Source organism: Gilliamella sp. Fer1-1 (assembly GCF_001690825.1).
Classification (GTDB): domain Bacteria; phylum Pseudomonadota; class Gammaproteobacteria; order Enterobacterales; family Orbaceae; genus Gilliamella; species Gilliamella apicola_C.
Map to the genome: position 1 here is coordinate 1 of NZ_LZGX01000036.1, position 11,887 is coordinate 11,887.

15 protein-coding genes and 3 pseudogenes are annotated in these 11,887 nt (G+C 34.4%); 11 read left to right on the forward strand and 7 right to left on the reverse strand.

Going from position 1 to position 11,887, the window contains the following annotated elements:
- Positions 1-128 precede the first annotated feature (128 nt).
- Positions 129-354, reverse strand: a pseudogene (locus A9G28_RS05200) (transposase); the annotation flags it as partial.
- A gap of 150 nt (positions 355-504) precedes the next feature.
- Between A9G28_RS05200 and A9G28_RS14070 the strand changes: the two are divergent.
- The 11 genes and pseudogenes from A9G28_RS14070 to A9G28_RS14075 all read left to right on the forward strand — a co-directional run.
- Positions 505-726 carry a DUF596 domain-containing protein gene (locus A9G28_RS14070; RefSeq protein WP_442903257.1) on the forward strand — a complete coding sequence of 74 codons (222 nt, stop codon included), beginning with the start codon at positions 505-507 and terminating at the stop codon, positions 724-726.
- 67 nt (positions 727-793) lie between these two features.
- Entirely contained in the window at positions 794-1,024 is a 231-nt protein-coding gene (locus A9G28_RS05205) for a hypothetical protein (RefSeq protein WP_065579971.1), read from the forward strand.
- A gap of 4 nt (positions 1,025-1,028) precedes the next feature.
- Positions 1,029-1,412, forward strand: coding sequence for a DUF596 domain-containing protein (locus A9G28_RS05210; protein WP_065579972.1), 384 nt, complete (start codon positions 1,029-1,031; stop codon positions 1,410-1,412).
- A gap of 479 nt (positions 1,413-1,891) precedes the next feature.
- Positions 1,892-2,236: a hypothetical protein gene (locus A9G28_RS05215; protein WP_065579973.1), complete on the forward strand. Its 345-nt coding sequence runs from the start codon at positions 1,892-1,894 to the stop codon at positions 2,234-2,236.
- Between the two features lies 1 nt (position 2,237).
- Complete coding sequence (locus A9G28_RS05220) at positions 2,238-2,612, forward strand: DUF3969 family protein (RefSeq protein WP_065579974.1); 375 nt, start codon at positions 2,238-2,240, stop codon at positions 2,610-2,612.
- Positions 2,613-2,922: 310 nt separating this feature from the next.
- Positions 2,923-3,624, forward strand: a pseudogene (locus A9G28_RS05225) (hemagglutinin repeat-containing protein); the annotation flags it as partial.
- A 2-nt stretch (positions 3,625-3,626) separates the two neighbouring features.
- Positions 3,627-3,860, forward strand: coding sequence for a hypothetical protein (locus tag A9G28_RS05230; RefSeq protein WP_065568150.1), 234 nt, complete (start codon positions 3,627-3,629; stop codon positions 3,858-3,860).
- A 7-nt stretch (positions 3,861-3,867) separates the two neighbouring features.
- Positions 3,868-4,401 (forward strand): hypothetical protein, encoded by a 534-nt coding sequence (locus A9G28_RS05235; RefSeq protein ID WP_065579976.1) that lies wholly within the window; start codon positions 3,868-3,870, stop codon positions 4,399-4,401.
- A gap of 90 nt (positions 4,402-4,491) precedes the next feature.
- Positions 4,492-5,025 (forward strand): hypothetical protein, encoded by a 534-nt coding sequence (locus A9G28_RS05240; RefSeq protein ID WP_065579977.1) that lies wholly within the window; start codon positions 4,492-4,494, stop codon positions 5,023-5,025.
- Between the two features lie 90 nt (positions 5,026-5,115).
- Complete coding sequence (locus tag A9G28_RS05245; protein WP_065579978.1) at positions 5,116-5,649, forward strand: hypothetical protein; 534 nt, start codon at positions 5,116-5,118, stop codon at positions 5,647-5,649.
- A 209-nt stretch (positions 5,650-5,858) separates the two neighbouring features.
- Positions 5,859-6,095 (forward strand): annotated as a pseudogene (locus A9G28_RS14075) (hemagglutinin repeat-containing protein); the annotation flags it as partial.
- A 168-nt stretch (positions 6,096-6,263) separates the two neighbouring features.
- Here the strand turns inward: A9G28_RS14075 and A9G28_RS05250 are convergent.
- From A9G28_RS05250 to A9G28_RS05275, 6 genes are all read right to left on the reverse strand, one after another.
- Positions 6,264-7,499: an MFS transporter gene (locus tag A9G28_RS05250; protein ID WP_065568148.1), complete on the reverse strand. Its 1,236-nt coding sequence runs from the start codon at positions 7,497-7,499 to the stop codon at positions 6,264-6,266.
- 185 nt (positions 7,500-7,684) lie between these two features.
- Positions 7,685-8,797 carry a ribosomal protein uL16 3-hydroxylase gene (locus tag A9G28_RS05255; protein WP_065579979.1) on the reverse strand — a complete coding sequence of 371 codons (1,113 nt, stop codon included), beginning with the start codon at positions 8,795-8,797 and terminating at the stop codon, positions 7,685-7,687.
- Complete coding sequence (locus A9G28_RS05260; RefSeq protein WP_065568146.1) at positions 8,787-9,572, reverse strand: YchF/TatD family DNA exonuclease; 786 nt, start codon at positions 9,570-9,572, stop codon at positions 8,787-8,789. The genes A9G28_RS05255 and A9G28_RS05260 overlap by 11 nt, the downstream gene beginning before the upstream one ends.
- Positions 9,573-9,584: 12 nt before the next feature.
- Positions 9,585-10,763: a lipopolysaccharide assembly protein LapB gene (gene lapB, locus A9G28_RS05265; protein WP_065568145.1), complete on the reverse strand. Its 1,179-nt coding sequence runs from the start codon at positions 10,761-10,763 to the stop codon at positions 9,585-9,587.
- Between the two features lie 12 nt (positions 10,764-10,775).
- Entirely contained in the window at positions 10,776-11,081 is a 306-nt protein-coding gene (locus tag A9G28_RS05270) for a LapA family protein (protein WP_065568144.1), read from the reverse strand.
- Between the two features lie 117 nt (positions 11,082-11,198).
- A partial coding sequence (locus tag A9G28_RS05275) for a phosphatase PAP2 family protein (RefSeq protein WP_065579980.1) occupies positions 11,199-11,887 on the reverse strand: 689 nt, incomplete at its 5' end.

An 11,887-nucleotide genomic window follows, 5' to 3' on the forward strand; every position in this document is an offset into this window, starting at 1 on the left:
GGCTTAAGCCAACAATAGCACAACTCATAACAATAGTAACCGAATGATTTTGTTGTAGTTGCTGTGCCCACGTTTTACGTGCCTTTGTGGGCACTAAAGCTTTTTTATGATTTCTTCCTGAAGCTGAGATTTTAAGCTCAGTTCGGCAAACATCTGCTTAAGCTTGCGGTTTTCAGCCTCAAGCTCCTTTAAGCGTTTGATATCCGACGTTTCCATACCGCCATATTTTTCCCGCCATTTATAAAAAGTTGAATTACCCATGCCATATTTACGGCACAGCTCTTTAACGGGAATACCCGCTTCAGCTTCTTTTAAAATAGCTACGATTTGATGTTCAGTCATTTTTTTCATCATTAAATCCCCTTTTCTTTTATCATAGAGAATTTTCTACTTTTTTGCTGTACTATTTTAGGGGATAGTTACAGTTCTTTCTATTTATTATGGGGGCAATGTGTTCCCTTTAGTAGTGAAATTAATAACTACTCATTTAAAAAAAAGAAAGAAATCTTTTTTGAAGTATTAACCAAATTATTAGAAGATGATTGTTTAAAATTACATAAGAAAGGAATTTTATTAAAAGGAACAATTGACGAGCAATTGCAAGTGTTTTATAAAAATTTCCCCAATAATGATGATGAGATGGAAGAGGGACTTTGGTTTTATTATGATAATTGCCCTGCCGAACCTGCTTGGTTAAAAAAAGATGGAACAATAGAATTTTCCTGATCAAATAATAAAAACGATCGGTAATAAAAAATAATCGTTACTATACTCACATTTACAAAGCCAAAATTTGACCGATAAACAAATATATAATTATGCGGAGGAACTAGCTGGACAGCCATTAACCAAAGTTAGAGATGGTATTTATACAGCACGATTACAAGATGGTACAAATATTACATTAAGAAATGTATCGAGCTCTAATACAGGTGCTCGTTGGACTATTGATATAAGAAATAGCCCAACTTTAACAAACTTGTATAGAGGGTTGGGGAAAAGAGCAGAAATCAAATTTAGGTAAAAATATGATAAACGAAAATGATTATCAAGAAATTGTTAACTGGTCAGAATTAAGTGCTTTTAATGGGTTATGGGCGTACATAGCCCCTGATATGTTCCCTTCTCTAAAATCTAATGAAGAAAAATTTCCATTTCAAGAGAGAAAAGAACTCTTTTTTTATTTTGTGAAAAGATTATTAAAAGAAGGTCGACTTAAATTAGCAAAAAATGGTCAGTTATTAGGAGGCTCAATCGATGAACAAGTCAAACTGTTTTATGATGCTTTTCCAAAAACAGAAGACGGCATGTTTGATAAACAAAAACTGATGGATGATTATTGGTTTTTTGATGAGTCTTGTCCAGCAGAAGCGGTGTGGGTTAATGAAGATGGTTCGTTAGAGTGGACTTAGTTTGCTGAGTTGTTTAAGCTTCTTGTAAATTTTGGGCATTAAATAGTTAAGGGTGATAGTTAATTTGTTAACCTGATATACCTTATAAAACTTTTATTTATTTGGTGGCAGTTAACACTGTCACCAAGTCCTCTAATAATAACTGAAGAATAATAGTTTTAAATTGATTTTTACACATAGTGCACTTGTTTTTGCCTATTCAAAATACAAAATAACACGCCAATCTACCGTTTTACTCACAAAAATTGGTCAGAAAAGATATTGATTTTATTTGATTTTTTTATTTTAAGAATGATAGCTAAGAATAACATGAACTCTTTTACAACAACACCGACCTAAAAGGTGTAAATACCCCAAACTTAGTACACAATTCATGTAGAAAAACATTAGGAATTTTTACGGTTATTGGTTATGAGGTGATAGATGCAAGTATAAATAATAATTCACCAAATAAAGTATAAGAAAACTCAAGCTCTACTGTGGTAAACGGTGTCCCAGGATTACCGCCTGATGATGACGATGATAAAAGTGATAGGAATAACGTCTCAAGAGATCCTAATGAAATTAAAAATACTTATAATTCTATTAAAGATTCACCTAATTATCCACAAGGGTTTAGAGATGTACAAAATGGAACAGTTAATAATACAGTTAAAGATAAACCTTTGTTGGAACAATTGAGAAAAATTGAATCAGGGCGTTGGAGCAAGGTTTATAAAGATGGATATGACGCTACAGGAAATAAAGTATCAATACACTATTTTCGTAGCCAAAGTGGTAGAGTTTTTAATGTGAAAGTCAAAACAGGTTGGAGCAATTTATAAAATGAAGCTATATTACAGTATTGATAAAGAGCAATCAGAAAAGTTTATTGATCTTTTTTTATTAGGCACTTTATATGCGTTAAAAAATAAAGTAATTTCGATTGATGAGGCAGAGGGGTTTATTTTTACTCCAAAAGTATCAAAATTATTATCCCAAAATAATTTTACAAATGGCTTATCAAACCTAATTATTGATGGTTGTGAGCTTGAAGACTATGAAAGCCTATTGCCTGATAAATTAGACGATAGAATTGATGAATTAATTGTTAATGTAATAAATATGATTAGAAAACAGCCTGAATTTGGTCGATTAATTAATAAAAATATTTCTATTCATACTTCTGAAGCATCAGGTAGTAACCATTATCCTAAATAGCACAGAAAAAAGTAGAAAGTTCTCTATGCTAAAAGTAAGAGGGAATTTAGTTATAAAAAAATGACTGAACATCAAACCGTATCTATTTTAAATGAAGCTGAGGTTGGTATTTCCGTTAAATAACTGTGCCGTAAATATGACATGGTGTGTCAGTTCAAACTTAATCTGACACGCCTTATAAAATTTTTATCTATCTGGTGGTAGTTAATTTTTCTATCAAATCCCAACCAAAACAAAACAGTATAGACTCCTGAATTATTTTTACAAAACGAAGTTGTAATTATCCTCTAACTTACGTTTTAAAAGCAATGCCAACTTTAGCCGAGAGCGAGAAAATGCGGATGGTAGTGCTTGGACAGAAAGCGTGATTGATGCGAAAAACAAGCTCACCATCAAAACGGGCAACGACACTAACCTCATTGGCGGCCAATTAAAAGGCAACACGGTCAACATGGATGTGGGTAACAACTTAAACATCCAATCACTGCAAGATACGGACGACTATGATTACGAAAAAATCAGTGCTTCGGTCAGTGGCAGTGCTGGCTTTGGTGGCTTTAGTGCCAACGGCTCATTATCGAGTACGGACATCGACAGCAAATGTGCAAGTGTCACCGGCCAATCGGGTATTTTTGCCGGCAAAGGTGGTTTTGACATCAAGGTAGGTAACAACACCGACCTAAAAGGAGCGGTAATCTCCTCAGAAGCAAAAGACACCAGTAAAAACCGCCTTGATATAGGCACAATCAGCTTTAGTGATATCAAAAACAAAGCCGAATTTAACGTCAGCCATATCTTGGTCAGTGGAGGCACAGGTGGCGCGAGCGCTCAAATGACGAACCATAACAGTGAAAAAGATTCAAGCATTACCCATTTAGCGATAGAGCAAGGTCAACTCATCATCCGCAATCAGGACAAACAACAACAGGATATCAACGCATTAAGCCAAGATACCGAGAATGCGAACCACACGCTAAAACCGATTTTTGTAATGGCACAACTTGCTCAATAGAAGTGAAAAATTATAATATAGAAAAATATTCTGATAATCTGATTAATAATATTTCTAAACAAGCCATTGAACGACAAAGACATTTACCAAATGGTATGCAACAACAAGTTCGGATAGATGTTAGAGGGCAGCATTTAACGCCAGCGTTAGAATTTAAAATAATACAAGGAATCATTCGAAAATCTAACGGAATCATTAAACGAGAACAAATTGAATGTTTAAAAGATAAAAGGTAATTAAATAATGTTAATAACTATTGGTATTAGAGGTGGGAGCTCTGTATTTATTCTAGGTACGGACAGTGATATGAAATTATTTTTTGATTGTATTTCATATTATCTGCTGCCGAAATATCCTAAAGAAGATTGGTCTATTTTAACAGACCGTTTATATCGTCGATATTTAAAATTAGAAGAGCTAGATACGGCTGAATCTTTAATGAAATTGGTTGAGAAAGAGTTTAAACAGTTAGATAGAGAAGCCATTGATTGGGGTCCTATTTTATCAGGTAAAGCCAAAAGTGATTTAGACAGAACAAAATCAACTTTATATGATATTTTTAATGGTTATTTTTATACATTTCATTATTGTGTTGAATCTGCCAAAATAAATTATGAGGGCTTTAAATCAGATCCGGATTATGAGTATGAACCAGTAATGGTGGCTATAACTACATTACCTTACTCAATAAGTTATAAATATATACCTTTATCTGTTTTTGATAACTTAGGCGCGGATGAAAAGCCGATTTGGTGGACAGGAAAAATTCCTAAATAGCGAATATTTTTTGATTTATTGGTTTTCAGCTTTGGCAAGATATCGCTGAGCTGAAACTAGGTTTAAAAGAAAATAAGGAGTAAATGAATAATGTCAGAAGATACTGGTTTTTGTGGGGGAAGTTCCATATTTGCTCTAGGTACAGACAGTGATATGAAATTATTTTTTGATTGTATTTCATATTATCTGCTGCCGAAATATCCTAAAGAAGATTGGTCTATTTTAACAGACCGTTTATATCGTCGATATTTAAAATTAGAAGAGCTAGATACGGCTGAATCTTTAATGAAATTGGTCGAGGAAGAGTTTAAACAGTTAGATAGAGATGCCATTGATTGGGGTCCTATTTTATCAGGTAAAGCCAAAAGTGATTTGGACAGAACAAAATCAACTTTATATGATATTTTTGATGATTACTTTTATGCATTTCATCAGTGTGTTGAATCCGCCAAGATGAATCATGAATGGTTTAAATCAGAACCCGATTATAAGTATGAGCCAGTAATGGTATGCATGGCTCAAGTGCCTTATGTTGTTGATTATAGATATATACCTTTATCTGTTTTTGATAACTTAGGAGCAGATGAAAAGCCGATTTGGTGGACAGGAAAAATTCCTAAATAGCGAATATTTTTTGATTTATTGGTTTTCAGCTTTGGCAAGATATCGCTGAGCTGAAACTAGGTTTAAAAGAAAATAAGGAGTAAATGAATAATGTCAGAAGATACCGGTTTTTTTGGAGGGAGCTCTGTATTTCCTCTAGGTACAGACAGTGATATGAAATTATTTTTTGATTGTATTTCATATTATCTGCTGCCGAAATATCCTAAAGAAGATTGGTCTATTTTAACAGACCGTTTATATCGTCGATATTTAAAATTAGAAGAGCTAGATACGGCTGAATCTTTAATGAAATTGGTTGAGGAAGAGTTTAAACAGTTAGATAGGGACGCCATTGATTGGGGTCCTATTTTATCTGGTAAAGCCAAAAGTGATTTAGACAGAACAAAATCAACTTTATATGATATTTTTGAGCGTTACTTTTATGCATTTCATCAGTGTGTTGAATCCGCCAAGATGAATCATGAATGGTTTAAATCAGAACCCGATTATAAGTATCGACCAGTAATGGTGGCCATAACTATATTACCTTACTCAATAAGTTATGAACAAATACCACTATCTGTTTTTGATAACTTAGGAGCAGATGAAAAGCCGATTTGGTGGACAGGAAAAATTCCTAAATAGCGAATATTTTTTGATTTATTGGTTTTCAGCTTTGTCAAGATATCGCTGAGCTGAAACCAACATCTCATAAAAAGGCAAGAAACAATCTAAAACAAGCTCAACAATAACCCAAAACCAAATCCAACCAAACAAAAAACCAAAACGAAACGGTATAGACTCCTGAATTATTTTTACAAAATTGGTTGTAATTATCCTCTAACTTCCGCTTTAAAGGCAATGCCAACTTTAGCCGAGAGCGAGAAAATGCGGACGGTAGTGCTTGGACAGAAAGCGTGATTGATGCGAAAAACAAACTCACCATCAAAACGGGCAACGACACTAACATCATAGGCGGCCAATTAAAAGGCAACACAGTCAACATGGATGTGGGTAACAACTTAAACATCCAATCACTGCAAGATACGGATCACTATAAAACCAATTATAAGCGGGTTCGCCGACATTGAGCTGATGGCTGGATATCACTAGCGCAATACCCAAATCTGTATTACCTTAATAACGCATTGATATCGGCGAGTATAGTCTCATATTTTGGCGAGGATTAGTTATTATTAGGTTAAGTTGATATAAACGCTGATATAAAAGACAGAACAAGCGCCCTGTCTTTTATCTATTTATTCTAGCGCTTTACCTTTTGTTTCAGGTATTAAAAAGACAAATGCAGCTGCTGATAATAAGTAAGCCGCTGAAAGTAATGCAAGTGCATAGCTAGTTGAGTATATTTCGGCTAAATAAGCGATAAGCACTTGGGATATTCCCGCGATACCTCGCCCAACGTTGAAGATAATATTTTCGGCGCTTGAGCGTGCATCAGTTGGATAATGTTCAGCAAGCAATGCACCGTATCCGCCCATCATGCCATTGACAAAAAAGCCAATGACTGAGCCAAATATGATTAATATCAACATATCCGTTTGATGGAAATAGAACCAAATCGAAACAGCTGAAATGAATAAAAATAGGATATAAGAAGGGCGACGGCCAAATTTATCACATAACCAGCCAAAAATTAAGATCCCTAATGACATGCCAATGGTGGTTGAAATGGTCCAAAACATGGTGTTTTTAAACGGTAATTTGAGTTCTGTTGCAATCATATTTGGCATCCAAACCATCAGCCCATAAAAGCCGAAGTTTTGTACAGCACAAGCAATGGTTAATCCTAGTGTTGTTGCTGTAGTTCGTGGAGTTTTAAATAATTTACCTATAGCAATTTGGTTTTTGTTTTGGTTTTTTAGATTTTGCCATATTTCTGGCTCTTTTAATCCATTACGTGTCCATGCAACAAATAGAGCAGGTAGAACCCCCATGGCAAACGCCCAGCGCCAACCATAAACTTCACCAATAAAGTTTACCGTTAGTGCAGCCAAAATGATACCGACTTGAAAGCCTAATGCCACAATTGATGTGGCTCTTGAACGTTTATGTTTAGGCCAGCTTTCAGAAACTAAGGTCATACCAATGCCGAATTCGCCACCAAGTCCAAGCCCACTTAAAAAACGGAATATCAAAAAACATTCATAGTTAGGTGAAATTGCACATAACCCAGTAAAGAGGGAGAATATCAAAATTGTCCATGAAAAGACTTTTACTCGTCCATATTTATCTGCAAGCACCCCAAATAAAATACCACCCAATACTGCGCCAAGTAAGGTTACTGATGTTAAAGTTCCTAAATCTGTTTTTGTTAGGTTAAAACTGACTGAAATTAGGTTAAAGCAGACGGCTAAAATCATCATATCCATGCCATCCAGTGCATAACCTACTGTGGATGCAAAAAGTGTTTTCTTTTGATATGGGGTTGTGTGTTCACTTTCAGCTTGCGTGGCGAAGTCTACGTCAGGTTTCATGTTTACCTCTAGTTATTAAAATAGATAGTTACTTAAAATTTGTGTTTTATGGTGTTTAATTTGTGATTAAACGGCAGGTAAATTATAGCGGGGCAAGTATATACTTAAAACTTATAAAAAGCCAAGTTTAAAGCTTTTAAATTGTATTTTTATCCACCTATTTTATTATCGGTGGATAAGTTATGTTATTCTTCAGTAAAATACCAATAGCCTTTGTTGACAAAATCAAGCATTACTTGCAGTGTATTTTTGTCTTGTATCTGTTGGTAACATAGTGTGTCTGTTTTACAAAGCAGATCAATAATTGGCATAGGTAAATCAATTTTTTCACCATGAATGTAGCCAAAATCACCCACTTTAAGTATACGAATACTGGGAACCCGATGTAACTGTGCGCCATTTTTTAGTAGTGATTCAAATTCATAATAATCGTATGGCGTTTCAACTGGGATAATATTTAAATCGTGCATAGGTATTGTAATATGCTTGCCAAACCAGTCGTTGAATAATTTGGGTGTTTTGATTAAGTCGATGAGTTGATCTTGTATTTTTGCAAGTTCATAAGGTTGGATTCGGTACGGATCGTCAGGTAGCTTCAAATCTTTATCTTGATAATAAATAGCTGTTGGTAAGTTATCAATGATATAATCGGCAAAGTTACTTAGCAATGTTTGCGATGTTTGCGTTATAAAACCGACAGAATAACTTAATGATTCACCAATTGATACGCCATTATGTGGACAACCTAGGGGGATGTATAAAATATCACCAGCGGTGATCTCTTCGTCAATGATTGGTTGATAGTCTTCAACATGCAATAATGCTTTGTGTGCACTATATTGCTTATAATTTTGATTGCGATCACCTACTTGCCAACGTCTACGCCCCATACCTTGAATAATAAAGACATCATAATTATCAATGTGTGGTCCAACGCCAGCACCTTGTGTTGCATAAGAAATCATTAAGTCATCAAATTGCCATTGTGGAAGGCATTTAAATGGTTCAATTAAGCGCGCTGCTTGCGTATGCCAATGATCAACGGCTTGAACTAGCAAGCTCCAATGATCTTCACCTAAGTCATCATATTGGGTAAATGGCCCAAATTGCGCGTCCCAGATACCATTTTTATTCGATACGATACGGCTATCTATCTCTTCTTCCATTGCTAGACCTGCTAGTTCATCAGGCGTAATAGGATCAATAAAATTAGCAAACGCTTTACGCAAGATTACAGGCTTTTTTTGCCAATAGTTTGTTAAAAAATCATCCCAATCAATGGCTAATTTATAATTCATTTAATTTTCCTTGCAGATTGAATAATTGACAAAAATTATACGTGGTTTTTTGTGCGATCTGTTCCAATGAAACACCTTTTAACACAGATAAATATTGTGCAACTTCACGAACATAAGCGGGTTGATTTTCTTTTCCTCGGTATGGAACAGGGGCAAGATAAGGAGAGTCAGTTTCGACCAAAATACGATCAAGCGGTACATATTTAGCAACTTCTCGCAGATTTTCGGCATTTTTAAAGGTGATAATCCCTGAAAATGAAATATAAAAACCAATGTCTAATAGTTGTTTTGCGGTTTCGATGTCTTCTGTGAAGCAGTGTAGTACACCTGAATAGACATGCTCGTCTTTTAATATTTTTAAAGTGTCTTGTTTAGCATTACGGGTATGAACAATAATTGGTTTGCTGTACTTTCGACCTAGTCGAATATGTTCTTTAAATATAGTTTGTTGTAATTCTAGGTTGTCTTGTTGGTAATAGTAATCGAGCCCTGTTTCTCCAAGTGCTACAACGTTGTCTTCTTGTGCTAAGATTTCAAATCTTTCCGCATCGTACGTTTCATCATCAAGGTTAAGCGGATGAATTCCACATGAAAACGAGCATTGATTTTTGTAGGGCAAAAGTTGCTTTTTCATCGATTCATAGCCCGATAATGTTGTTGCCACGCTTAAGCAGTGTTTAACATCGTTGTTGTTTGCTTCTTGTAAAACATCTTCGATAGATTTAGTACTAAAATCCAAGCTATCCAAATGACAGTGGGAATCAATTAAAAACATAAAGATCTCTTTTTATTTATCAGAAAGTTGTTCAAAATCACGAACGGGTTTGATTGTGGACCAAGAACGGCAAGCTGGGCATAACCAATAAATGGAATTAACTGTAAATCCACACTTTTGGCATCGATAATTGGGCACTGCTTTTATTTGTTCTCCCACCATGTTGCGTAAAAGTAAAAGACTTTGTTTTGCTTTGCCTTGTTCCGCATCAGCAACATGATAATCCATTAATCGATAAAATCCTTTTAAGTTAGGATGTTTAAGTAATTCACGATACATGTAGTATTGTGCTGCATCTAGACCTTTTTGTTTTTCAATAAGATCGGCAAGCATTAATTCAGCTACACTGCCAGAGTCTTGATCGACACATAATTGTAAAAATTGCTGAAATTCATGTTGGTTATTTAATTTTAAATAGCACTCTTTTAATAAAGGTAACGCTTCGCCAATAAAGGCTTTATCTTGCTGTAATATTTGTTGAAAACAGTTGATAGCTTGCTCTGTTTTATTTTGCATCATAAAAATTCGTCCTTGCATGAGCGAAGTTCGAGCGCATTTTGTGTCAGCGTTTGCTGATTTTTGTAATAAACTATTTGCTTTGTCAAGCTCATCATTAGCAATAGCCTGTGATGCTAATTCGCAGTAAAATTGTGCAATGTCGGTTTTATATTTTTCATTACCAAGTTTGACCAGTTTTGACGCCATGTTAATGGCATTTATCCATTCGCTGGTTGATTGATAGATGATGATAAGTTGTTGCAATGCGTATTGTTGGAAATCCTCTTCATCAATTAATTGTAAAAACATCTCTTCGGCACGATCGTAAAGGCCTGCAACCATATAATCACGACCAAGTTGTTGAATGGCTAATAGTCGTTGTTCAAACGTTAAAGACGAGCTTTCTAATAGCGCTTGGTGAATTCGTATTGCTCTGTCAACTTCTCCCCGTGAGCGAAATAAGTTACCTAATGTTAAATGAGCTTCAAGCGTGCCTTCGTCTTCTTTTAACATGTCTAAGAAAAGATCGACGGCTTTATCTTTTTGGTTAGACAAAAGAAAGTTCAACCCATCTACATATTCACGAGATAGGCGATTAGATTGGTTTAGATGTTTTTGTTTAGCATTTCTGTCACCCATATACCAACCGTATCCAGCTGCAATAGGAAGTAACAGAAATAACAATTCAAACATAGTAATCTGTTCTTAATGGTTTTTAGTTAAGTTTAATTGTTGATGATTAGCCATGCTTTCATCATATTTTTTTTGTAGCTTGTTCAGTTTTCGTTTTGTTGATGAATGCTGTAATTTAGATTTTATAAAGAAAATACCAGTTAAGATCCAACCAACAAGGAAACCAGAACCAAATAAAATGGCTAATAACACCGATAAGCGGATTTCAGTTTTAGCAACCAAATAATTAAATGTGACAATTTGATCATTGGACGAGCCTATCGCAATTGAGATAGCAAAGATGATAATTATTAATAAAATTGAGATAACAAATTTCATAATGTTGACCTTTCTTTTTTATTTTTAGTTAAAACGTTTTTGTTTATTATACCTGTTTATTTATACAAATTGCTTTGGCCAGTTAATCTATCTATCAACTATAGTGACGTTCGAAAATTACCTTTCTACTATATGCCATTTTCTATTACAAAAACAGCAGATTAATGAAATTATCCATGCAATTAATACGCTTGCTATTATATCAATAGGGCTGTGCATTCCTAATAATAATCGGCTGATTTCAATTAATATCGACCAAATAATCATAACCGATGTTATCACATAATGCTGTTTGAATTTCAGTAATAGCAAAGCTAAAAAAGCCCAAGTTACAGCAAATAAAGTATGCCCAGACGGAAATGAAAAACTAGTTTCATTTTGCCAGTGGTAAGATAACCAACTTGGGATTGTAGATGAATTTTTAAATAATTGCTGGATAAACTCTTTTTTTTCTGATGTCGTTTGTGAATAAAATTGTTGTTTACTAATATTAAATTCTTTTTCCATCCAAAGTACATAAGGCCTTGGTTCAGTTGTTTGCAATTTTAAAAAGTGTTTAATTATTTGCCCACTTAATATTGCGCTAACAAGAAGCAACCATAATAATATAATTTTATTTTTGGTTTTACTGGACTGTAATAGGCAAAAGACTAAAAATAAAATTGTCGATGTAATTATTGCCCAAGGAAAGCTTGCTGTTTCAGTTATTAAGAATAAATATTTAGATGTATTATTTAATGATGCTGGTTGCCAATGCCAATTTATGGCTATAATAATTAAAGGTGCAATCAAGAAAATAGCTAGTA

What these genes read in the sequence shown, in the direction of transcription:
- A9G28_RS05255 (WP_065579979.1), bottom strand. Translation starts at nt 8,797, where the DNA reads ATGAATTATAAATTAGCCATTGATTGGGATGATTTTTTAACAAACTAT.
- A9G28_RS05260 (WP_065568146.1), bottom strand. Translation starts at nt 9,572, where the DNA reads ATGTTTTTAATTGATTCCCACTGTCATTTGGATAGCTTGGATTTTAGT.
- A9G28_RS05245 (WP_065579978.1), top strand. Translation starts at nt 5,116, where the DNA reads ATGTCAGAAGATACCGGTTTTTTTGGAGGGAGCTCTGTATTTCCTCTA.
- A9G28_RS05240 (WP_065579977.1), top strand. Translation starts at nt 4,492, where the DNA reads ATGTCAGAAGATACTGGTTTTTGTGGGGGAAGTTCCATATTTGCTCTA.
- A9G28_RS05250 (WP_065568148.1), bottom strand. Translation starts at nt 7,499, where the DNA reads ATGAAACCTGACGTAGACTTCGCCACGCAAGCTGAAAGTGAACACACA.
- A9G28_RS05220 (WP_065579974.1), top strand. Translation starts at nt 2,238, where the DNA reads ATGAAGCTATATTACAGTATTGATAAAGAGCAATCAGAAAAGTTTATT.
- A9G28_RS05210 (WP_065579972.1), top strand. Translation starts at nt 1,029, where the DNA reads ATGATAAACGAAAATGATTATCAAGAAATTGTTAACTGGTCAGAATTA.
- lapB (WP_065568145.1), bottom strand. Translation starts at nt 10,763, where the DNA reads ATGTTTGAATTGTTATTTCTGTTACTTCCTATTGCAGCTGGATACGGT.
- A9G28_RS05270 (WP_065568144.1), bottom strand. Translation starts at nt 11,081, where the DNA reads ATGAAATTTGTTATCTCAATTTTATTAATAATTATCATCTTTGCTATC.
- A9G28_RS05235 (WP_065579976.1), top strand. Translation starts at nt 3,868, where the DNA reads ATGTTAATAACTATTGGTATTAGAGGTGGGAGCTCTGTATTTATTCTA.